This window comes from Enterococcus sp. FSL R5-0957, assembly GCF_038008005.1.
GTDB lineage: Bacteria > Bacillota > Bacilli > Lactobacillales > Enterococcaceae > Enterococcus_B > Enterococcus_B faecium.
This window is the reverse complement of the sequence record NZ_JBBOYG010000001.1, coordinates 2,275,001-2,298,279: the sequence shown is the minus strand read 5'-3', so window position 1 is coordinate 2,298,279 and position 23,279 is coordinate 2,275,001. Positions and strand designations below refer to the sequence as shown.

The following is a 23,279-nucleotide window of genomic DNA, read 5'->3' as shown; positions in this document are numbered from 1 at the left end:
CCTTCTTTCTTTTTATACTATTTTATGAAAATCAAAGTGTTACTCCATTTTTAAAAATGGCAATTTCTCGAACGTCATTTTGTTCATTTTTCGTTTCTTCTCCACTAGCTACAGAGATGATTTTTTGAACAAACGATTCTAAGATTACTTCCATTGGTTGTTCTAATAAGACGCCTGCATTAAAATCCATCCAATGACCTTTACGTTCAAAAAGAGTCGTATTTGTAGATACCTTGACCGTTGGGACATATGAGCCAAACGGAGTTCCTCTTCCTGTGGTAAACAAGACCAACTGGCAATCTGATGAAGCAAGAGCAGAAGCAGCTACAAGATCATTTCCGGGAGCTTGCAACAAGCTAAGCCCTGGTTTTCTGATTTTCTCGCCATATTGCAGCACATCAACGACAGGAGAGCTTCCTGATTTTTGTGTGCAGCCTAATGATTTGTCTTCTAATGTAGTGATTCCACCTGTTTTATTGCCAGGAGATGGGTTTTCGTAAACTGGTTCCCCGTAAGACAAGAAATACTGTTTGAAGTCATTGATCAAGTCAACGATTGAGTCAAAAACTTCTTCATTTTCCGCTCGTGCCATCAATACTTGTTCTGCACCAAACATTTCTGGCACTTCTGTTAAGATCGTGCTGCCTCCTTGAGCAATCAAGTAGTCAGAAAATGCACCAAGTAAAGGATTAGCAGTTATTCCCGATAGACCATCAGAACCGCCGCATTTCAAACCGACATTCAACTTAGAGAGTGGGACTGATATGCGCTGGTCATTTTCCGCCGCTGTTAAAAGCTCTTCTAATAGAGCCACACCTTGTTCGATCTCATCGTAAACATCTTGAGCCACTAGAAATTTCACTCGGTTTTCATCATATTCGCCTAAAATTTTTTTGAATTCAGGAACTGTATTGTTCTCACAACCTAATCCAAATACTAAAACTCCGCCGGCATTGGGATGGTTTACTGCGTCCGCTAAAATTTCTCGAGTATTTTGATGATCTTTTCCAAGCTGCGAACAGCCATAAGGATGCTTTAAAATTGTAATATGGTCAAACTGTCCCAGATCTGGATGTTTTTCCTTGAACTGTTTGACGATCAGTTCAGCAATGCCATTTACACACCCAACGGTAGGTACTAAAAACAAATCATTACGAATCCCTACTTTTCCATTTTTTCGCAAGTAACCTTGAAATGTTCGGTTCTCAAAAGGGTAATGACTTGGATGGACATCTTTTTCATATCGATAATCCAATTCACCAGAAAGATTGGTTTTTACATTATGAGTGTGCAGCCATTGACCGGCAGTTACGTCTGTCGTCACATGACCGATTGGATAGCCATATTTGATCACGTTGTCTCCAGCTTTCAAATCACCCAATGCAATCTTATGACCTTGCGGGATATCTTCAAGAGTGGTGATCATTTGCTGATCAATCGTCAGCTGTGTTTGTTTTGGAATAGGTGTTAATGCGACGACCACACTGTCTCGTTGATTTAATTTCATTGTTGGTTGAAGGGTTTCAAGCATGGACCATCGTTCCTTTCATTTCTTGTAATACTGATCGGACACCTTTTTGATCGATCTTTGCAGCTATTTCTTGAACTGTATCTGTCACATTCGGTATTTGAGACAAATTTTCTCCCCAAAGCGCAGCGTTTTGCAATAATCGAGGAATAGCTGTTCCATTATCAGACCAAGCATCAGTAAATTCGCTTATCGTCTTTTCATCATCATGTGGCTTTACTTGATCGCCTCGATACATAAGAAATAGCGCAGCTAGTGAAACAGTGATTAACGGTGGTACCTGATTTTGTTCTTCGATATACTTCTTGAACACTGGAAGCAGACGGGTGCTGAACTTTGAAACACTATTTAATGAAATCGCTTCTAATTTGTGATGGGCAAAAGGATTCAAGAAACGTTCTTTGATTTGGTCAGCATAAATGGCTAATTCATCTTTAGGTAAAGAAAGCATAGGAATCAATTCTAGATTGAATAACTGATCAACATATGCGGAGAATAAAGAATCTTTCATTACTTCTTCTACAGTTTCCAATTCCGCCAACAAAGCAAGAGGGACCATCGCTGTATGCGGTCCATTAAGCAAATGCACCTTACGTTCACGATAAGGAGTCATATCATCTGTGATGATGACATTCAAGCCAGCCTGTTTGAATGGTAGTTGATTCTCCAATTCTTTAGGCCCTTCGATCACCCAAAGCATGAATGGTTCTGCTTTGACCATCAATTGATCTTCATAGTTATGCCGTTGATTGAAAACACCTGCATCTTCGCGAGGATAACCTGGGACGATGCGATCAACTAAACTACAACAGAAAACATTTTCTTTTTCTAACCACTCAACAAAAGCAGGTTCTAAATCCCATTTTTCTGCGTAGCGTAAAATAATTTCTTTTAGACGTTCGCCGTTTCTGTCAATCAGTTCGCAAGGAATGATGGTAAAGCCAGCTTTGTTTAATTTGAAACGTCGGTATAAAAAGGCTGTCAGTTTGCCCGGGAAGCTCTGTGGGGGAGTATCTGTTAAATTATCAGTCTCCACGAATTGGATTCCTGCCTCTGTTGTATTGGAGACGATATAGGCCAAGTCATCATTTTCTGCTAGAGATAGATAAGCATCCCATTCATCATAAGGATTGATCATTTGTTCTACTACGGTGATAATCTCGGAAGTATCAACGATTTCGCCATTGCTGAGTCCTTGTAAAATGACCGTATATAAATTGTCTTGCTGGTTCATCATATTCCCAAGACCTTGTTCTAAAGGTTGAATGATTGCAACATTACCTTTAAACAATTGTTGGTTATTCAGCTGCTGAATCTGCCAATCAATAAATCCACGCATAAAATTGCCTTCGCCAAACTGAAGAACTTTTACGGGTGCTTCGTTTTTTTTTCACTAATTCTTTTGTCAGTTTTTTCATATAAACTTCCTTTCTGTGTTATGCACACGTTAACATTTTTATATAAAATTACTTGTAGTTTACAAGTAATTGATCGACTCACGAAGCATCAACAAGGTGGAGAGCTCAATTTTAGATTGCTCGATCGTCCTGCCTTCGATCAAATCTAGTAAAAGCTTTGTTCCTTCTTGACACATTTCTTTCAAAGGCTTACGTACGGTGGTAAGCGGCGGATTGAGATAGGAGACGACTGGAGAATCATCGAACCCGATCAGAGAAATGTTCTGGGGAACACGGAGGCCAGCTAAATGTACAGCTCTCAATGCACCAATCGCTATGTCGTCGTTGCCGCAAAAAACCAGAGTAGGCAGGTCAGAAAGTGATAATAGGTATTCCATGTTTTGGAGGCCGCTTTCTAAGCTGTAATCTCCTGTTAAAAAATAGGCTGGATTGACAGGGATGCTCGCTTTTTTTAGACTTTTCAATACCCCTTTTTCCCGTTCTTTTGTCGAACGAAAATTTTTCTTTCCGCCAATATAAGCGATCTTCGTATGTCCGCATCCAATACCGTAATCTACTGCCTGCATAACACCGGCCGCATCATCGGCAGTGACGTTGATAACCGCTGGATCATTGATGTGACGATTGACAACAACGAAAGGAAATTTTTTTTCTTTGAGATAGTCGATGAAAGGCTGATCATCATCACTTTGACTCATAACGATCAGTCCATCGTAGCGTTGCAGGTTGATTTCTGTTAAATCAACAACATCGATACTTTCAACAGATAAACTGTAATTTGTGTCTAATACTGAATGGATGCCTGCAATGGAATCTGCTAGGAAATTTGATGAAGTTCCTTTATGCAAACTTGAGAAAAATAGTCCGATTAGATATTTTTTTTGATTCACTAAACCTTTTGCACTATAGTTTGGCGAATAATTCATTTCCTTAGCTAGTTGTCGTATTTTTTGTTTTGTTTCATTTTTTATTAAACTGCTGTTATTCAAAGCACGAGAAACTGTCGTATGAGAAACGCCAGCTGCTTTAGCGATATCTTTGATCGTTACCATTCCATCATTTTCCTTACTTTTTCACTTTTTGTTAACGCATTCATCATATTACGATAACTACGATAAGTCAATAGATCTTTGATATGAAAAGATTGCACACGTTAAAAATTACTTGGATTTTTATTTTTAATTATGCTATTCTTGAAAGCGGGGAATGCTCATTTAATTAGATGAGTATCAATTTTACAGAAAAATGAAAGCCTTTTATTTTAAAAGGAGGAGAGGAAGAAAATGAAGAAAAGTACAGTATTTTATAAAATATTTTTACCGATGTTTTTATTAGGAGCCGTACTTGTCATAGGATTTAGTTTATTCATTTACCAGAATACCTATGAATCGATCGAATCGAGTTATTTAACAGACAAAAAGAATTTGCTCAGGCAAGTTAAAACTAACGTTGAATGGAAAATTAGAACGATTGAATATTCGTTTTCTACGTATGGTTCGACCAAAAATTTCTCGGACATATTCAAGCATCCGCTGACATATACAGATTACTCCACTTATTCTGAAATCAGGAAAGAACTAAATTTTATAGAAACGATTGTTATGGATGATAATAATTATGATTTAGTCAGTTTGGCTGGTAAATGGGGAGTAATCAATGGATCGTTGAGTCAACTGACCGAAGAGGAAGTTGAAAAGTATCAACAGAAGTACATAAATAACAAAAATAATTTATTTTGGCAAAAGAAAAACAAAGGAATCGAAATGGTGATTCCTTTGCCAATGTTTGAAAAAGAAAAATATGTATTGGGAATTGCTACGATAGAGAAACATACAATAGAACAAGTTGTTGGTGAAAGTGGAGAAGACATACTTTCTATTGAAAACGAAGTTGGCAACCTTTTTACTACTCAGACAGTAAAAAATAAAGAGCAACCAACTGTATTAACGGACGTGGATCTAGATTACAATCAGCTGAAAGTGATAAGAGAAAAAGATAAAACGTATATAGTACTGAAATCAGATTATAATAATTGGATTTACAGATTAGAAGTTGACTCTAGTGCAATTGGCGCAATGATCCGCAATCTGAGAATCGGGCTAGTTGCAGTGTCTTTAACACTGGTAGGACTCATTGGTCTTCTTTCCTACTTATTTTCGGACAGATTTGCCCGTCCGATTTCTCAAATACAGGAACGTCTGAATCTTAAATCAAAAGGATTCAGTGGGAAAGAACTAGATTTGGTCGCTCAATCAGTCAGCCGGATCATAGGAGAAAAAGAAGCGTTAAGTGCACACTTAGTTACCCAAAAGCCACAGCTGGAAACGCTATTTGTACTTAGTTTATTTAGAAATCGAGTAGAAAGGCGAGAACTAGATCAGCGGTTGCAGCAATTTGGATATAGTTCTCAAAATGACTGCTATTATACAGCTTTGGTTCAAATCGATCTGTTAGAAGATAGTCACGGTGGGGAGCGTGATTTGCTACTTTTAGCGATCAACAACATGATCACGGAAATTGTGCCAAAGGAAAATCGAATGCTGCCGATCGTTTTGAATGAAGAAATGCAAGCCACTATTTATCGAATGGATAAAGATGATGCAGAAGCAAGCAAAAAAGTCATGGAGTATTGCCGACTCATTCAAAAACGTGTAAAAGAATACTTGAATTTAACTATCAGTATAGGCATCAGTAACCGGTTCGAAACGCTGAATGAAAGCAAGCAATCGGTTGATCGGGCAAAAGAAGCCCTGTATTATCGTGTAAATACTGGTCCAAGTTCAATTATTTTTTATCAGGAAATCGTTCCTGCTGCTCATGAAAAAACACTTATTAGATATCCGATAGAAGAACAAAATCGATTGTTTGAAGCCATTCGTTCTGGAAATCAGGAAGTGAAGAATTTAGTACATGAATTGATTGATGCATTGTTTGCACAAAATAAAAATCCTTTGAGTCTGGAAGTAGTTTCGGTCCGCTTGATCAATGAACTCGTTCAATTAGGACAGTTATTGGGAGTAGATTCAAAAAACTTTGATAACATGAAACAAATTTATGTAAAAGCACTGAACAATTATCATCCCAAAGAACTAGAAAAACTTGTTTTAGAACAATTAGTTCTGCCAATCACAGAATGCTCTCAAGCAATCACTGATCATGAATTTAAAAATTTGTCGGAGAATATTATGCATATCGTCTACACAGAATATGATCGTGATCTGTCTTTAGATGTGATCGCTGATAGGTTGCATTATAACCCTAACTATTTAAGTAATGTATTTAAAAAGGAAACAGGAGAAAAATTTGGTGATTTTCTTTAAAAAGAAGGAATCGATTACGCCGGGAGAATATCGAAAAAAATATTTGTGAATCAAGAGGCTGTTTTTCTTGTGATCTGATTCAAGCAATAAAAGAGGATAGCAAAAAACAGCACTTCATGGTTTGCTGCTGGCTGATTTTATTGCCGCAGAATCAACAAGATAAACGCCGTTTAATCAAGAGGCTGTTTTTCTTGTGGACTGATTCAAGCAATAAAAGAAGTTAGAATAACCCTAGTATTTGTATTTATGGATAGTTAAATTTCAAGGCTAAGCACGCAAAAAGAACTGTGACAAAAGTCTTGTCACAGTTCTTTTTTACGAATAAATGGCGTTCAAGAGACAGCCTATCGACAATAAGGCATAATTTTGTGAAATATGGGAAGCTATTTTTCAAAATCGCTTCTTATTGCTCCTGTGGGTTACTCGTCGCAATGTTTGTGAGAGTTTTTATCATCGCTCAAGGCTGAACGTCTCTTTCACAACCTCTGATACACGGTGTTCCAGGAGTAGATCCTTCGAAAAATAAGCCGAAATTTCACAAAAATTTAAGAAGCAATTTTCGTAAATGCCTTCTTATTTCTTGAAGCTGACCACTTCTGACACAACTACCATTTTGCGTTCAGTACATAATCACCCTTTGACAGAACCTACGAGTGCTCCTTTGACAAAATATTTCTGAACAAAAGGATAAGCAATCAGCATAGGCACTGTTGCAATAACGATAACAGCCATTTTAACTGTTTGTGCTGGTGGAATCACATCAACGGCACTACTTTCTGCTTGCATCCCACTTGATACAATGACGATTTGGCGTAAAAGAATCTGTATCGGCCATTTAGATGAGTCGTTGATATACAAAATAGCAGTCATATAAGTGTTCCAGTAAGTAACAGCATAAAAAAGCGAGATAGTAGCAATAGACGGTAACGCTAATGGCAGCATAATTTTGAAAAATACACCAAAATCTGTGCAACCATCCATTTTTGCTGATTCTTCCAAACTATCCGGCAAGGCTTGGAAAAAGTTTCTCATAATGATCATGTTCATTGCATTAACAGCCACAGGCAGGATCATGGCCCAGTAAGAATTGACCAGCCCTAGAGAACGAACAACTAAGAACGTTGGAATCATCCCCCCGCTGAACAACATAGAAAATACAACAAGAAAGTTGACGAAACCTCGACCAAACAAATACTTTCTGGAAAGACCGTAGGCCATCAGTGAAGTTGCACACATACTGACGATCGTTCCGACACCTGTAACACCAATCGAAACAGCAAGTGCTCTAAAAATGGTCGGCGTAGAAAGAATGTAGCGATACGCGTCTAAAGAAAAGGTAGTAGGAAAAAGGATAAACTTTTTCGCGACGACTTCTTGTGTAGAAGCAAAAGATGTAGCGATGATATTTAAAAAAGGAACGATACAGATCAAAGCTAGCAAAATTAGAAACGTATTGTTGAAAAGTGTAAAACTTCTTTCTCCTATAGAGACTTTCTTTCTCCTATAGAGACTTTCTTTTTCATATAGATAGGCTCCTCCTCAAAATAAATTAAATGTTTCTGTTTCTATATGTTCAATTTATCATCGGTGAAAGATTACGTATATAATCATTTCCTATGCTAAGTGTCAGATAGAAAAAAATAGAAGGTTTGCTATGTAAGCGTTTTTACATACGATAAAAATGATTATATACGTAATTCAGATAGTTATCTATCATGAAGTCATAAGTAGCAAACATTCACAAAACTAAGGAGGGGCTTATGGAAAGTGTAAAGAAACAAGAACCATTTCAACTGACGCTATCGAAAAAAGAAGAAAAGCTCAGAAGACGAAAAAAAATAATTTCAGGAATCAAAACGAACCCGTGGTGCTAGTTAATTTTTTCCTAGAGGAAAATGTCTAAACATGTTGGTAAATCAACAAAAAAACGCATATAGTAGTCTCAAAACTCCCAAGAAATGAGGACTACATATGCGTTCATCAAAATATACTGAACATTATACAGATACTTTTATAACATTCAAGGAAATTATGAGAACTGTTTCTAACATATACCACAATTGTGTACCAGATAAGATTAAAAACCGAAGAAATACTGATCAACTGAAGCAACGCGATACAGTGATTATTGCTTGTGTTATATGGGGCATAATTAATGGCTATACTAGCCAAAGAGCCACGTATAGAGCGGTTTGTTCCGTCTTATTTCCTAATGGTGACTTTCCTAGTAGGAGTCGATTCACTCGCTTAAGTTCAAACTTAGCTTACACTATCAAGATTATTCGATACTTTTTCATCAAGAAGCTCACCAAAGGTGAACTAGTCGGAATTATAGATAGTTTTCCTAGTCCATTATGTAAACCAGTTAGAAATAGACAAGCAAAACTATTGAATCAAATAGCCAAAGTTGGCTATAACTCAACAAAAAAATCTTATTTTTATGGTCTTAAAATTCATATGATCGTTACTAAGACTGGCTTTCCGATTACTTACTCAATCACGAATCCAGGTGTCCATGACGTGAAAGTGTTAGAGACTTTATCGGAAGAAGCGAATCTTCCCAATATCCTAGGGGACAAAGGATATATTAGCCATAAAATCCATGAAAAGCTTGCCCTTAAGGGCATTACTATATCCGTTCCGCCACGTAAAAACATGGATAAATCAGAAAAACTAGACCACAGCTTACTTGGAAAACAAAGAAAAACAGTTGAGACTGTTTGTTCTTCCTTAGAAAAATTAGGTTGTCAAAATTTCAACTCACGTTCTGTTAAAGGGCTAGAGAGTAGATTTGAAAGCATATTACTGGCTTACAGTGTTCTATTAAGTCGAGCACAACGACGTTTTGAAGGAACTTTGAGATATTCTTTAGGATATTAAAATTAACTAGCACCACGGGTAAAACGAATAAATTTTTATATGTGATGATTCTGCCGGGAGTCCTTTATTTTTTGATTTTTAGATATCTTCCTATGGGGGGACTCGTTATTGCTTTTCAATATTATCAACCATTTTTAGGAATAATGGGAAGTCCTTGGGTCGGTTTCAAACATTTCATTCGTTTGTTTACAGAACCGACATTCTTTACATTATTAAGAAATACGTTGATCTTGTTCGGATTAAATATCTTCGTGTTTTTTCCGATGCCAATCATTTTGTCTTTACTATTAAATGAAGTAACGAACAAACGATTGAAAAACGGGATTCAAACGATCATTTACATCCCTCACTTCATGTCTTGGGTAATCATTGTTTCGATTACTTATGTATTTTTGAATGTTGACGGAGGGGTATTGAATGAATTCCTTGCAACGATGGGATTTGAAAAAATCAGTTTTCTAACATCCCCTGAATGGACACGCACAGTATATATCGGACAAGTGATCTGGAAAGAGTTGGGCTGGTCTACGATCATCTACCTTTCAGCGATAACTGCAGTCGATACACAGTTGTATGAAGCTGCAGAAATGGATGGAGCAGGACGCTTACGCAAAACATGGCATGTTACATTGCCGGCAATTCGTCCAGTAATCATTACCTTGCTGATTCTAAAAATCGGTCAGACATTAGACTTAGGGTTCGAGCATATGTACTTGTTATTGAATTCATTGAATCGAAGCGTTGCAGAAATTTTCGACACCTATATTTATACAGCTGGATTGAAGAATGGACAGTTAAGTTTCAGTACAGCAATGGGATTGTTTAAAGGGGTCGTAGGATTGTTTATGGTAATTTTAGCTAACAAGATTGCCAAAAAGCTAGGAGAAGACGGCGTTTACTAAGATAGAAAGAGAGGGAAAGATATGCTGCAGTCATTAGATAAAATAAACGGAAGGCTAAATCGTATTTTACAGTTGGTTTATTTGAATTTTCTGTGGGGCGGTTTAGTCATCGCAGGTTTGGGAGTTTTTACTTTCGGTCCTGCATCGTATGCGATGGTTGCAGTGATTAGAAAATGGCTGCGCTCAAAAGAAACGTTTCCTTTGACGAAAACGTACTTCTCATATTTTAAAGAAAACTATCGTGAAACCTTGCTGATGAGCTGGATATATGGCACCATCGGGATTGTTTTACTTGTGGATCTTTCTTTCATACACAATTGGTATCTTAGGATCGCTTTGTATATTGCTGCGTTCATATATGTGCTCTCAGCACTCTATATTTTCCCAATCATGGCTCATTATGATTGGAAAGGATATCTTTTCAAAATGAAAATGGCATTTTTATTCGGATTCTCACATCTTCATTACTCATTAGTGTTGATATTAAGTATGGTAGGGATTTATCTGATGATCATCCAAACAATGCCAGGTGTTTTAACCTTTATCGGTGGCAGTCTCTTCTTTTCCGCAGTCACGTGGACAGCAAATTCTATATTTTGCCATTTGGAATGGAAGAACTCATATACAGAAAAAACAGAAGAAAACAAAAATATTATTAAAACAGTGAAGGAGAAAATTTATGAAAAAAGCAACGCTCGTAAAATTAGGTCTTAGTTTTGCAGGAATTCTAGCACTTGCCGCATGCGGCAGCAGTTCAAGTAACAGTTCTTCAGAGACAGAAGATGGAAAAGCTAAAATCACTTGGTTAAATATTTTGCATCATGCTTCACCGCCTACAGACACGATTGTGAACTTGATCGAAGAAAAAACCGATACGGAACTGACATTCAACTGGATTCCTGATGCTTCAAAAGAAGAAAGATTAACAACTGCATTGGCTTCTGATGAACTAGGAGATATCGTTACACTTCAAATTGCGATGTTGAAAAACTCTTCTGTCCGCAATGCGTTAAAATCAGGCGTATTCTGGGATGTATCAGAATATTTAAAAGACTATAAAAATTTAAGTCAAATTTCTGAAGATAGAATCGAAGCTGCGAGTATCGACGGTGCCTTGTACGGCGTACCGATACAAAAAGACTACGCTCGTGCTGGCTTAGTCATTCGAAAAGACTGGTTGGATAATCTAGGACTAGATGTTCCAACTACCATGGATGAGCTTTATGAAGTAGCTAAACAATTTACAGAAAACGATCCTGATGGAAATGGTGTGGACGACACAGTTGGTTTTGGCGATCGTGCGCCTAGTGATATTCGTTATACCAGCTTTAAACTTTTCACTTCTTATTTTGGAGCACCAAATGGATGAGCTGTAGACGATAATGGCAAATTCACTCCAGAATTTGATACAGAAGAGTATATGAAAGCTTTGAATTTTTCAAGAGATCTATTTGAGAATGGCTATTTGGCACAAGACTTTGCAGTTACCCAAAAGACTGATCAGCAAGAACAATTTGCACAAGGAAGAACTGGAATCTACACTGGAATGGTGGATATCAAGAATCTGAAGACGATGGGTCAAGGTATTCAAGATGATATGGAATTAGTGCCTGTAAACAAGATCTCAGATGGTGAAGGCGGCGGTTATCATGTTTGGTCAGAAGGAAATGGTATTGGCGGCTTGCTAGCATTTCCCAAATCTCAAGTAAAAGACGAAGCACAATTGAAGAAATTACTTCAATTTGTTGATGATCTTTTAGAAGAAGATGTGTATAAATTGATGGCTGGCGGTATCGAAGGAACGCATTATGAATTGAATGATGATGGCTCTATCGAATTTATCGATATGGATCTTTGGCAGCAAGAGGTGCAACCGTTATCAAGCTCTCGTCCTAGTGAAGTGACGTTCTCTTTCAAAGATACAGACCCTGAAAAAGAATTCTCTAATCAATTGATCAAAGAAAATGAAGAATTTGCTGTAATGGATCCTTCTGTGCCATTGGATTCATCGACGAACAATGAAGTAGGATCAGAAATTGAAAAAATCGTCATTGATGCTACGGTGCAATACATCATGGGACAGCTTGACGAAGATGGATTCAAAAAAGCTGTAGAAGACTGGAAAGCACAAGGAGGCGATCGAATCACACAAGAGTACGAGGAAGCATACAAAGCAGCGGCACAGTAATATAGACGATTGGGACAAATACTTCTTGGTATTTGTCCCAAATCCTATTTTAATTTTTAAAGGAGAGCAAATAATGGAAAACTGGTCAAAGAAATTAGCAAAAAGTATCATGGAAAGAACACCTCGCTTATATGAAGAAAAGTGGTATAAAGGAAAATGGTCTTATGACTATGGCGTCGTACTTAAAGGGTTCCAATTACTTTGGGAACGAACCCAAGAAAAAATTTATTTTGATTTCATAAAAGACAATATCGACTATTTCGTGCAAGAAGATGGAACGATCCGTGGCTACAGCGTTGAAGAATACAATATCGACCATGTAAATACAGGAAAGCTTTTCTTTTTATTGTACAAAGAAACAGGCGAAGAAAAATATAAAAAAGCAGCAGAACTCCTTTCCCAGCAGTTGGCAAACCATCCACGCACATCCGAAGGAGCTTTTTGGCATAAAGAAATTTATCCTTATCAAATTTGGTTGGATGGCTTATATATGGGTTCTCCTTTTTATGCTGAATTTATCCAGAATTTTAGTGAAGAAAAAGATTACCAAGATGTTTTGAGACAGTTTGAAATCAGTTATAAACATCTATTCGATCCAAAAACAGGTCTATCCCATCATTTTTGGAGTCGATCGATTGGCTGGTATTTGATGGCTGCAGCAGATACCTATGAATTACTTCATGAAGAAACAGATTGTTCTTTGCTGAAAGAAATTCTAGAAAAGACACTGGCTGCATTACTTCCATATCAAGAAGAAAACAGCGGGACATGGTATCAAGTAACAACAGAAACAAAACGGAAAGGAAATTATCTGGAAGCTTCCGGCAGTAGTATGTTTGTTTACGCAATGGCTAAAGGAATACGTTTGGGCCTGCTGAACAAAGAAGAATGGCTTCCACAAGTGAAGAAATCACATCAAGGATTACTTGATGAATTTGTTCTGGAAACAAAAGAAGGCTGGCTGAACTTGAATAAAAACTGTCAAGTAGCAGGGTTAGGCGGAGCAGATCAGCGAGATGGTTCATATGCTTACTACATCAGTGAACCAATTATTTGTAATGATCAAAAAGGCGTTGGTGCATTCTTGCAAGCATTGATTGAAGTGGAGGCATTATAAATATGCATGATATTTTGACATTTGGCGCATCAATTGATGAATTGAATACTGAAGCAATACAACAAGCCATTGATGCTGCAGCAAGTGACGGAGGCGGGACCGTAGTTGTTCCAGCAGGTGAATTTCTAACAGGAGCTTTATTTTTAAAAAGCAATGTCGAACTTCATTTAAGCGCAGGAGCGGTTCTGAAATTCTCTGACGATCCAAAAGATTATCCTGTTGTTCATTCACGTTGGGAAGGAGTCCATCGAAAAGTTTATGCTTCCTGTATCTATGCTCAAAATGTAGAGAACATCTCTGTCACTGGTTTCGGTACATTAGATGGAAATGGAAAAAATGGTGGCATACTTTTAGAAATGAACCAGATAATCTCGCTTATCCTCGTCCTAAATTGATGAGTTTCCATAACTGTCATCGAATTACTGTGAAAGATATTAAATTGATCCAGTCACCAAGTTGGACGATCAACCCGATTCTTTGCAGTAATGCAACGTTTGATAACTTGACGATCTTGAACCCAACGGATTCACCAAATACAGACGGAATTGATCCAGAATCATGCAAAAATGTGCGTATTAGTAATTGCCATATTGACGTGGGAGATGACTGTATTGCAATCAAGGCAGGGACTGAAGATACGTACGAAAGGATCGCTTGCGAAAATATCACGATCACAAATTGCACGATGGTCCATGGACATGGTGGTGTCGTATTAGGAAGTGAAATGAGTGGTAGTATTCGTAATATTACCATTTCAAATTGTATCTTCCAAGAAACTGATCGAGGAATACGATTGAAATCTAGACGAGGTCGAGGCGGGATCGTTGAAGATATTCGAGTATCCAATATAGTCATGGATAATGTGATGTGTCCATTTATACTGAATCTTTATTATTTCTGTGGTCCGCGAGGGAAAGAACCGTATGTATGGGAAAAAAAGGCTTATCCGATAGATGAACGGACACCAGCATTCAGAAGGATCCATTTTTCGAATATCACGGCAAGGAATGTCCATGCTTCTGCAGGTTTTATTTATGGATTAGCGGAACAATTCATACAAGAAATCACATTTGACAATATCGATGTCTCGATGGCCCAAGATGCAGTTCCCGGTGTTCCTGCTATGATGACAGGAATAGAGGAAATGAGCAGACAAGGATTTTATATTGGCTTTGCGGGTAAGGTTTCCTTTAACCAGATGTCGATTGAAAATCACGAGGGACCAGCATTTCTATTAGAAAATACTAAAGAAATCAGTATTGAGAAATTCCAATCAAATCAATCAGAAAATATGGATGAACTGGTTGTTCGTAAAAACTTTGCTTATGCAGTTGAATGATTTTTTAGGTGCTCCATCTAGCAGACGTACCCCTAGTGGAAAACGATTATACCGAGAAAAACAAAACGGTTTTATGCTTGAATACTATCAACTGTACTTAAATGAATTGGAAACAGTACCAGCCCTCTATGCTTATCCAGAAAAAGAAGGACCGTTTCCGACGGTCCTTTACCTGCATTCTCACGGCGGAGATTTTTCAGTCGGGAAAAGTGAATTGATCCATGGTGCTCCTTACTTAGCTTCTCCATCTTTTGCAGAAGTACTGACAGGGATGGGATATGCTGTTTGGTCGATTGATGCTTGGGGATTTGAAGAACGCGGAGGTATTTCTGAAAGCGAGTTGTTCAAACAATTTTTATTAACAGGAAAAACGTTATGGGGAATGCGTATTTATGATGTGATCAGCTTGATCGATTATTTGGAGACAAGGGAAGACACAGATACTCAACGGCTCGCAACGATTGGTCTTTCTATGGGAGGCTTATTAAGCTGGTGGGTGGCAGCATTGGATTCTCGTGTCAAAGTTTGTATTGATCTAGCGGCACAGGTGGACATCGAAACACTTTTGCTACATCGCCGCCTAGATCATCATGGGTTTTATTACTATGTGCCAAATCTATTGACAGCTTATACAACGTTAGCAATCCAAGAAAAAATCGCTCCGCGCCCTCGTCTTAGCTTAGTTGGAAAAAACGATACGATGTGCTTGGACGAAGGCGTACTGAAGCTGAGAAAAGGGCTGGACAAAAAGTATCAATCAATGGGTAGTCCAGAAAACTTTTCTTCTTTTTCTTTAACAGGCGGTCATATGGAAACACAAGAAATGAGAAACATTTGGAAACAATTTATAAGGGAGCATTTATGAGGATGAAAGACAAACTGATAATTGGAAAAAATGCTATAGATACCCCGACGGATTTTGAAACTATCCAAGAAGGAATCGATTATTTGGCAGGCCTGCCGGATAGCTATCCAAAGGTCTTGATAGTAAAAGAAGGAAGATATGATGAATATATAGAAAGCAGATTATCCAATTTTAAACTTGTGGGAGCAGGAACAGTAGTGATCTCCGGTAATCGTTTTGCAAAACAGGAGTATCTTGACGGTAGCCAGTTAGGGACTTTCCGAAGTGCTACTTTTTTCTTAGAAGGATCGAATGTCGTATTAGAAAATCTTCACATCGAAAATACAGCAGGTCCAGGAGAAAAGGTAGGACAGGCTGTTGCTTTATTCAATTCAGGAGATCGCGTATCTTTAAAAAACTGTCGACTATCTGGTTATCAGGATACCTTATGCACGGGTCCGTTGCCTGATTTGCAAAAAGATGGTACTCCTTTTTGTACACCGGCTTCTGCCAATCCTGAGTATTGTCGTCAGACCTATGAATATTGCTGGATTGAAGGAACGGTGGATTTCATATTTGGTGGGGCAGATGCCGTTTTTCATCAGTGTCATATCCATAGCTTAGCCAGTAAAAATCCTGGATACATCACAGCAGCATCTACGCCGAAAAATCAAAAAACAGGGTATCGTTTTGAAAGCTGTACCTTGACTGCAGAACCTGATACTAGAAACGTCTATTTAGGAAGACCGTGGCGTCCGTATGCAAATGTCTTATTTGAAGCGTGTAAGATAGGTGGGCATGTTCACCCAACTGGTTGGGATAATTGGGATGACAAGAAAAATGAACAGACTGTCAAATTCTCTGAACGTAATAACAATTATGAAACATCGATCAAAAGACCTGAATGGATCCATTTAGAAAAGCAGGGGGTTCAGAAATGAAAAGAAAATGGGAACTATTGCTAGGAATGGTCGGTGGCAGTCTATCTTTGATTTTCTTTGGCGGGTTAGCAGTTACTTTAAGTAATATGTCTGCGTCAGAGTTTAAAAAAAGTTATCAGTCGCTTGCTGTAGATCATCCAACTTTGTCTTTAGAAAATATATTTGGATTATTACAGGACATGACTGGTCTGTTTGCTGTTGTGTTGTTTATTTCACTTGCTTTTTTAGCAGTAGCATTGTTTTTGACTGCTAAAGGAAAATACTTAACAACTGCCACTGGTTTGTATTTTATAACAGGATTCATATTGTTGATTGGCACTCAGTTTATTGCGTTTCCTTTTGCATTTTTTTATTTCGCAGCTGGGGCATTCAGTTTATATCGAGTAAGAATGAGAAAAGGAGCCTGAATCATGCAGACTATCAAAGTGAAAAATCCTATTTTAAGAGGATTCAATCCAGATCCTAATATATTAAGAGTGAAAGAGCGGTATTACATTATTGTCTCCTCTTTTGAATGGCTTCCAGGAATCCGAGTATATGAGTCGAAAAATTTAGTCAACTGGTCACATACAACGGATATTTTGACCACTCAAGTATCTTTGCAAGGAAATCCTACAAATGGAAGTATATGGGCGCCACAGATCAGTTATGCTGATGGATTGTTTTATCTTGTTTACACAGATGTCAAAAGTGCAGGCCGTCCGTTTAAAGATGTCCACAATTATTTGATTACTGCATCTGAGATCACAGGTCCTTGGTCCGAACCAATTTATTTAAATAGTAACGGCTTTGATCCTTCTTTGTTCCATGATCTTGAAACGGGGAAAAAATGGCTTGTCAATGAACTATGGGATTATCGTCTGGACACACCGAATAAATCCAGCGGTATCGTATTACAAGAATATGATGCAGAGAAGAAGAAGCTTGATGGTCCCATCTATAAAATATTTGCAGGTACAGAATTAGCGAAAACGGAGGCACCGCATTTGTATTTTCGTAACGGGTATTATTATTTGATGACGGCAGAAGGCGGTACAGGAAGAGGACATTCAGTTACAGTTTGCCGAGCAAAGAATATTACTGGTCCTTACGAGCTTGATCCTGGTTTTCCTATGCTGACAGCTAGTGACAAACCTGCTTCTACATTGCAATGTACAGGACATGGGAGCTTAGTACAAACCCCGTCAGGAAGATGGTACATGACATATCTTTGTACCAGACCATTAAACGGTGCGGCTATTTTGGGAAGAGAAACCGCTATTCAAGAAGTGTATTGGACGTCCGACGATTGGTTAAGACTTAAAGATAGCCAGACAACTCCGATGGAAGAAATAATGATTGAGACAAATGAAGAGGTACAACAAGAAAAAGATCATCAGTTTATGGATACATTTGAAGGAGAGCTAAAGAAGAACTGGAATGCCAGACGCATTTTGCCAAATGCTGATTGGTGTGATACAAAATGTAGACCAGGTTTTTTACGTCTGATTTCCGGTGAATCTCTTCAATCTACCTTCGAACATCATTTGTTAGCTATTCGGCAAACGGATTTTACTTTTGATGCGGAGACAGCATTTGAATACATGCCTAATAATTTTAATCAGATGGCTGGACTGGTACTGTACTTAAATGAATCCAATTATATTTATTGCTATGTTACTTGGAATGAGGACAAGGAAAAATGCCTACGTATGATAGAATCAGAAAACGGAGTAGCACAAATAGAAGATTGGACGATTCCACTCACAGAAAAGAAGACTTTTTTGAAAGTCACTGTAAAGAAAGAGACAGCACAGTTTCATTTGAAAGACGTATCAACTGAAGAATGGAAGAAAGTAGGTCCGCAAAAAAACATGTGTATACTCTCAGGAGGGTTTACTGGAAATTTTATCGGGATAGCAGTGCATGATCTAAATAAAAAAAGAGGGAGTTATGCTGATTTTGAGTTTTTCAAGTATGATGGAAAAGATCATCTGTAATTTAATTCTTTAATAAATGAGGTTCACTAACTTATTTTCACTAGTTAGTGAATTTTTTTGTTTGTATATATTGTTATGTAAAAAAGTTATCAATCTTATGTATCAATGTTTTTAGATTATTTTTTGTTTTTATCTGTCAAGATAATGCAATAAAAAGCCAACATTGTGAATATAAAAACAAGAAAAAAAGAGTTATAATTTCGAAAACGTTTACTAGAAAAGGTAGGAGGAATTCAAATGCTTTCACAAAATGCTGTTACAGCAAATACAGTAAAAAAAGAAAAAAAGGAATTTGGGATTTCCGATAAGATAGGCTACATGTTCGGTGATCTAGGTAACTGTTTTATTTTAGGTTTAGTCAATAGTTTCTTGATGATTTATTATACGAATGTTCTTGGCGTTTCAGGGGCAATCGTAGGTACGTTATTCTTGATTTCGAGAATTTTGGATGCGTTTGCTGATGTGATGGTTGGAAGATTATGTGATGTCTCAGAGTTAACAGAAGCTGGTCGATTTATTCCTTGGATCAGAAAAATGAAGTATCCATTTTGCTTAGTAACTGTCATTTTGTTTTTGCCATTCGTCCAACATCTTCCAATGACGGTGAAGATTGCTTATATTTTTGTTTCATACATTGTTTATGGGATTTTTCTCTCAACGATCAATATCCCGTATGGAGCAATGACAGCAGCAATTAGCTCAAATCCTAATGACCGCACCTCGTTGTCCACTTTCCGAAGCATTGGTTCTGCGATTGGCGGATCAACTACAGGATTCTTCATTCCGATTTTAATGTATACCCATAACAAGAGTGGACAACAAGTCGTTTCAGGGAATCATTTCTTTTGGATTTCAATCGGATGTGCTGCAATAGCATTTGTCGCATATATGTTAACTTGTAAATTGACTACTGAAAGAGTAAGAGTTGTCAAAAACGAAAAAGTATCTGCTTCTCAGTTGGTAAAAGGTTTGTTAGCTAATCGAGCACTGATTATTTTAGTCATTGTTGACATTTTCATTGTGATCAATCAGATTTTAGCTGGGACGAATATGACTTATTTATTCAATGATTACTTCCATAATAAACAAGCAATGTCTGTTGCTCTTTTATTTACTTACGGAACAGTAGTAGTTTTAGCACCATTTGCTACAAAGCTGACAAAATTATTTGGTAAAAAGGAAGCAAGCGTATTTGCGTTACTTGCTTCTTCATGTATGTACTTGCTGATGTATTTCCTTCATATAACAAATGCATGGGTATATCTGATTCTTTTATTTATCGCTACTTTAGGATCTGGTTTTTTCAATTTGATGGTCTGGGCATTCATTACTGACGTGATTGATTATCATCAATATAAGACAGGCTTAAGAGAAGATGGAACAGTATACGGAGTAAATTCTTTTGCGAGAAAAGTAGGACAAGCATGTGCAGGAGCGGTAGGCGGATTTATGCTGGCACTCATTGGTTACCAATCGTCTACAACAGGTGGAGCCATCCAATCAGTTTTAGTACAAGAAAGGATTTATACGATGGCAAACTTGTTACCAGCATTCTGCTTATTTGTATCCGCAATCATTTTGCTAGTAGGTTACCCACTGAATCGTTCAAAAACTGTATTTATTGGTGAAGAATTGAAAAAAATCAATGAAAGATAGGGAGAAACGTATTGCGGACAAAAAAAGGGATTATCAATGCTTTGAACTTTAAAACAAACGACACTCAACAAGATGATACAATAATACTGCAAAAAGCAATCGATCAAGGTGCGAAAGAACACTTACCTGTATTTATTCCAAAAGGCATTTATTTAGTCGGAGCCTTAGTCGGAGCCCTTTTTTTAAAAGATAAGAATCATCTTATCTTTGAAGAAGGTGCAGTCCTCAAGGGGAGAACAGATATCGAAGCATTTCCAGAAATCGATACACGAGTAGCCGGCGTAGAAATGAAATGGCCAGCAGCGATTTTGAATGTTCTCTCGGCGAAAGATATTCTTATAGAAGGAAAAGGAATAATCGACGGTCAAGGAGACCATTGGTGGGAGCTGTATTGGGGAAAAGATCAAAAAAGCGGGACAAGAGCTGAATACGATCAAAAGGGACTTCGTTGGATTGCGGATTATGCTATTAAACGTCCACGCGCTTGTTTACTGTATCATGCAGAACATGTTGTTGTTCGTGATTTGATTTTTCAGAAATCAGGTTTTTGGAACTTGCAAATCACTTATTCTAACGATGTATTAGTAGAAAAAGTAATCATCCGCAACAATGATGGATCAAGTACAGATGGGATTGATATTGATTCTTCAACAAATGTGCGTGTCTATGAATGTGATTTGGCCTGTGGTGATGATTGTATTGCTATTAAGTCTGGCAGAGATGGCAATGGTGCAAGAGTCAATCGAAAATCATCAAGAATCGAGGTTGCTAGATGTAAAATCCGTTCAGGATACGGTGTAACTATTGGTAGCGAAGTTAGTGCTGGAGTTAGTGACGTATATATTCACGATATCGATTTTTTTCAGTCAGACTGTGGTATTCGAATGAAATCTTCAAAAGAAAGAGGGGGAGTGATCGAAAATATCAGGGTAGAAAATCTGAATATGATTGATGTACAATTTCCTTTTTCTTGGATAATGGACTGGCATAATGAATACAATAGAAAAAATAGCAATGACCTTACTCAAATGCCAGAAAGTTGGCAAGCAGTGGCTGAAGAAATACCTGAATCAAAGCAAATGACGAAAGTCAAAGACATACACATCAAAAACGTACAGGCATGCCTTTCTCCAGGTTACTCACTTCCTTCCCGAGCTTTTGATTTAGTAGCATTTCCTGAAAAGCCTATAGAAGATGTCTGCTTTTCTCATTGCCAAATAACTGCAAAAGAATTCGGGCGAATTGAAGCAGTACAAAACTTATGTTTCAAAAGCTGTGATTTATCTATAGAAACTGGCAATACAGCTGCAAACAATACTTTTGACAATCGTTGAAATTATAATAAGGTCAAGCTTAAATAATATTTTAGCTTGACCTTTATTTTTTTTAATGATATATTAAACAACGTTGTCGCGCTTCATTGAAACATTTTATGAAAATTCCAAAAAAGAGTTGACACATGTTTTTAGACGTGATAAGATAACTAAGTCGTTAAAAGGAACCACTTGCGAAGCTTGATTCTATCGAAAAAAACTTCAAAAAAGTTCTTGACAAATAACAAACGATAAATTATGATAAATGAGTTGCTGAAAGATTTCAAAAAACGAAATCGAAAAAAACTTTTAAAAAAGAGTTGACAATCGCTTGTCTCTCTGATATGATATAAAAGTTGCTGCGGCAGCCAAAAATGAATCGGGAAACACTCTCGATGAAGTAGACCTTTGAAAACTGAACAAAGTAAGACAAACCAAATGTGTAGGGCGTCTTGATTCAATTCAAGACAACAAACATTTTTAACAAGCAAGCAATATGCTAGCAAACAAATTGAGCTTAACAATCGCAAGATTGTTCGAACTTTTTATGAGAGTTTGATCCTGGCTCAGGACGAACGCTGGCGGCGTGCCTAATACATGCAAGTCGAACGCCTCTTTTTCCACCGGAGCTTGCTCCACCGGAAAAAGAGGAGTGGCGAACGGGTGAGTAACACGTGGGTAACCTGCCCATCAGAAGGGGATAACACTTGGAAACAGGTGCTAATACCGTATAACAATCGAAACCGCATGGTTTTGATTTGAAAGGCGCTTTCGGGTGTCGCTGATGGATGGACCCGCGGTGCATTAGCTAGTTGGTGAGGTAACGGCTCACCAAGGCCACGATGCATAGCCGACCTGAGAGGGTGATCGGCCACATTGGGACTGAGACACGGCCCAAACTCCTACGGGAGGCAGCAGTAGGGAATCTTCGGCAATGGACGAAAGTCTGACCGAGCAACGCCGCGTGAGTGAAGAAGGTTTTCGGATCGTAAAACTCTGTTGTTAGAGAAGAACAAGGATGAGAGTAACTGTTCATCCCTTGACGGTATCTAACCAGAAAGCCACGGCTAACTACGTGCCAGCAGCCGCGGTAATACGTAGGTGGCAAGCGTTGTCCGGATTTATTGGGCGTAAAGCGAGCGCAGGCGGTTTCTTAAGTCTGATGTGAAAGCCCCCGGCTCAACCGGGGAGGGTCATTGGAAACTGGGAGACTTGAGTGCAGAAGAGGAGAGTGGAATTCCATGTGTAGCGGTGAAATGCGTAGATATATGGAGGAACACCAGTGGCGAAGGCGGCTCTCTGGTCTGTAACTGACGCTGAGGCTCGAAAGCGTGGGGAGCAAACAGGATTAGATACCCTGGTAGTCCACGCCGTAAACGATGAGTGCTAAGTGTTGGAGGGTTTCCGCCCTTCAGTGCTGCAGCTAACGCATTAAGCACTCCGCCTGGGGAGTACGACCGCAAGGTTGAAACTCAAAGGAATTGACGGGGGCCCGCACAAGCGGTGGAGCATGTGGTTTAATTCGAAGCAACGCGAAGAACCTTACCAGGTCTTGACATCCTTTGACCACTCTAGAGATAGAGCTTCCCCTTCGGGGGCAAAGTGACAGGTGGTGCATGGTTGTCGTCAGCTCGTGTCGTGAGATGTTGGGTTAAGTCCCGCAACGAGCGCAACCCTTATTGTTAGTTGCCATCATTCAGTTGGGCACTCTAGCAAGACTGCCGGTGACAAACCGGAGGAAGGTGGGGATGACGTCAAATCATCATGCCCCTTATGACCTGGGCTACACACGTGCTACAATGGGAAGTACAACGAGTTGCGAAGTCGCGAGGCTAAGCTAATCTCTTAAAGCTT

Annotated in this window: 12 protein-coding genes, 1 rRNA gene and 6 pseudogenes (1 of these 19 cut by a window edge); 15 read left to right on the top strand and 4 right to left on the bottom strand. The window is 38.3% G+C overall.

All coding sequences use genetic code 11. From position 1 onward, the window contains the following. Nucleotides 1–31 precede the first annotated feature (31 nt). The 3 genes and pseudogenes from MKX69_RS11215 to MKX69_RS11205 form a co-directional block, all read right to left on the bottom strand. Nucleotides 32–1,531, bottom strand: a complete 1,500-nt coding sequence (locus tag MKX69_RS11215) for a UxaA family hydrolase (RefSeq protein WP_341010229.1) — start codon at nt 1,529–1,531, stop codon at nt 32–34. Next, nucleotides 1,524–2,946 (bottom strand): annotated as a pseudogene (locus MKX69_RS11210) (tagaturonate reductase). The gene MKX69_RS11215 and the pseudogene MKX69_RS11210 overlap by 8 nt, the downstream one beginning before the upstream one ends. A gap of 59 nt (nt 2,947–3,005) precedes the next feature. Beyond that, on the bottom strand, nt 3,006–3,998 hold the full coding sequence (locus MKX69_RS11205) for a LacI family DNA-binding transcriptional regulator (RefSeq protein ID WP_002332384.1): 993 nt from the start codon (nt 3,996–3,998) through the stop codon (nt 3,006–3,008). Nucleotides 3,999–4,229: 231 nt separating this feature from the next. On the opposite strand from MKX69_RS11205, the pseudogene MKX69_RS11200 reads away from it, so the two are divergent. Next, a pseudogene (locus MKX69_RS11200) lies at nt 4,230–6,315 on the top strand (AraC family transcriptional regulator). A gap of 581 nt (nt 6,316–6,896) precedes the next feature. Here the strand turns inward: MKX69_RS11200 and MKX69_RS11195 are convergent. Then, complete coding sequence (locus tag MKX69_RS11195; RefSeq protein WP_341010541.1) at nt 6,897–7,751, bottom strand: carbohydrate ABC transporter permease; 855 nt, start codon at nt 7,749–7,751, stop codon at nt 6,897–6,899. Between the two features lie 275 nt (nt 7,752–8,026). Here MKX69_RS11195 and MKX69_RS11190 point away from each other — a divergent pair. The 14 genes and pseudogenes from MKX69_RS11190 to MKX69_RS11125 all read left to right on the top strand — a co-directional run. Beyond that, nucleotides 8,027–8,128: pseudogene (locus MKX69_RS11190) on the top strand (sugar ABC transporter permease); the annotation flags it as partial. A gap of 109 nt (nt 8,129–8,237) precedes the next feature. After that, nucleotides 8,238–9,146, top strand: coding sequence for an IS982-like element ISEfm1 family transposase (locus tag MKX69_RS11185; RefSeq protein ID WP_002343056.1), 909 nt, complete (start codon nt 8,238–8,240; stop codon nt 9,144–9,146). 20 nt (nt 9,147–9,166) lie between these two features. Continuing rightward, nucleotides 9,167–10,048 (top strand): annotated as a pseudogene (locus tag MKX69_RS11180) (ABC transporter permease); the annotation flags it as partial. A gap of 21 nt (nt 10,049–10,069) precedes the next feature. Beyond that, nucleotides 10,070–10,762 (top strand): YesL family protein, encoded by a 693-nt coding sequence (locus MKX69_RS11175; RefSeq protein WP_341010226.1) that lies wholly within the window; start codon nt 10,070–10,072, stop codon nt 10,760–10,762. After that, nucleotides 10,728–12,236, top strand: a pseudogene (locus MKX69_RS11170) (extracellular solute-binding protein). The gene MKX69_RS11175 and the pseudogene MKX69_RS11170 overlap by 35 nt, the downstream one beginning before the upstream one ends. Nucleotides 12,237–12,309: 73 nt before the next feature. Next, nucleotides 12,310–13,353 carry a glycoside hydrolase family 88/105 protein gene (locus tag MKX69_RS11165; protein ID WP_341010224.1) on the top strand — a complete coding sequence of 348 codons (1,044 nt, stop codon included), beginning with the start codon at nt 12,310–12,312 and terminating at the stop codon, nt 13,351–13,353. Between the two features lie 2 nt (nt 13,354–13,355). Next, nucleotides 13,356–14,692: pseudogene (locus MKX69_RS11160) on the top strand (glycoside hydrolase family 28 protein). Further along, complete coding sequence (locus MKX69_RS11155; RefSeq protein ID WP_016627941.1) at nt 14,679–15,557, top strand: dienelactone hydrolase family protein; 879 nt, start codon at nt 14,679–14,681, stop codon at nt 15,555–15,557. The pseudogene MKX69_RS11160 and the gene MKX69_RS11155 overlap by 14 nt, the downstream one beginning before the upstream one ends. Next, the gene (locus tag MKX69_RS11150) at nt 15,554–16,477 is read left to right on the top strand and encodes a pectinesterase family protein (RefSeq protein ID WP_341010222.1); all 924 of its coding nucleotides are present in this window, start codon (nt 15,554–15,556) and stop codon (nt 16,475–16,477) included. Before MKX69_RS11155 ends, MKX69_RS11150 begins: the two co-directional genes overlap by 4 nt. After that, a complete protein-coding gene (locus MKX69_RS11145; RefSeq protein WP_341010220.1) occupies nt 16,474–16,884 on the top strand; it encodes a DUF4064 domain-containing protein in 411 nt (136 codons plus the stop codon). Before MKX69_RS11150 ends, MKX69_RS11145 begins: the two co-directional genes overlap by 4 nt. A gap of 3 nt (nt 16,885–16,887) precedes the next feature. Continuing rightward, nucleotides 16,888–18,456 carry a glycoside hydrolase family 43 protein gene (locus tag MKX69_RS11140; RefSeq protein ID WP_341010218.1) on the top strand — a complete coding sequence of 523 codons (1,569 nt, stop codon included), beginning with the start codon at nt 16,888–16,890 and terminating at the stop codon, nt 18,454–18,456. 237 nt (nt 18,457–18,693) lie between these two features. Further along, a complete protein-coding gene (locus MKX69_RS11135) occupies nt 18,694–20,112 on the top strand; it encodes an MFS transporter (protein ID WP_341010216.1) in 1,419 nt (472 codons plus the stop codon). An 11-nt stretch (nt 20,113–20,123) separates the two neighbouring features. Beyond that, the gene (locus MKX69_RS11130) at nt 20,124–21,446 is read left to right on the top strand and encodes a glycoside hydrolase family 28 protein (RefSeq protein WP_341010214.1); all 1,323 of its coding nucleotides are present in this window, start codon (nt 20,124–20,126) and stop codon (nt 21,444–21,446) included. 522 nt (nt 21,447–21,968) lie between these two features. Next, nucleotides 21,969–23,279: ribosomal RNA gene (locus MKX69_RS11125) — 16S ribosomal RNA — on the top strand; it runs 249 nt beyond the window's last position.

Bases quoted from the DNA above. Each gene is read 5' to 3' on its own strand.
- MKX69_RS11215 (WP_341010229.1), bottom strand. From the start codon at position 1,531: ATGCTTGAAACCCTTCAACCAACAATGAAATTAAATCAACGAGACAGT.
- MKX69_RS11205 (WP_002332384.1), bottom strand. From the start codon at position 3,998: ATGGTAACGATCAAAGATATCGCTAAAGCAGCTGGCGTTTCTCATACG.
- MKX69_RS11185 (WP_002343056.1), top strand. From the start codon at position 8,238: ATGCGTTCATCAAAATATACTGAACATTATACAGATACTTTTATAACA.
- MKX69_RS11175 (WP_341010226.1), top strand. From the start codon at position 10,070: ATGCTGCAGTCATTAGATAAAATAAACGGAAGGCTAAATCGTATTTTA.
- MKX69_RS11165 (WP_341010224.1), top strand. From the start codon at position 12,310: ATGGAAAACTGGTCAAAGAAATTAGCAAAAAGTATCATGGAAAGAACA.
- MKX69_RS11155 (WP_016627941.1), top strand. From the start codon at position 14,679: ATGCAGTTGAATGATTTTTTAGGTGCTCCATCTAGCAGACGTACCCCT.
- MKX69_RS11150 (WP_341010222.1), top strand. From the start codon at position 15,554: ATGAGGATGAAAGACAAACTGATAATTGGAAAAAATGCTATAGATACC.
- MKX69_RS11145 (WP_341010220.1), top strand. From the start codon at position 16,474: ATGAAAAGAAAATGGGAACTATTGCTAGGAATGGTCGGTGGCAGTCTA.
- MKX69_RS11140 (WP_341010218.1), top strand. From the start codon at position 16,888: ATGCAGACTATCAAAGTGAAAAATCCTATTTTAAGAGGATTCAATCCA.
- MKX69_RS11135 (WP_341010216.1), top strand. From the start codon at position 18,694: ATGCTTTCACAAAATGCTGTTACAGCAAATACAGTAAAAAAAGAAAAA.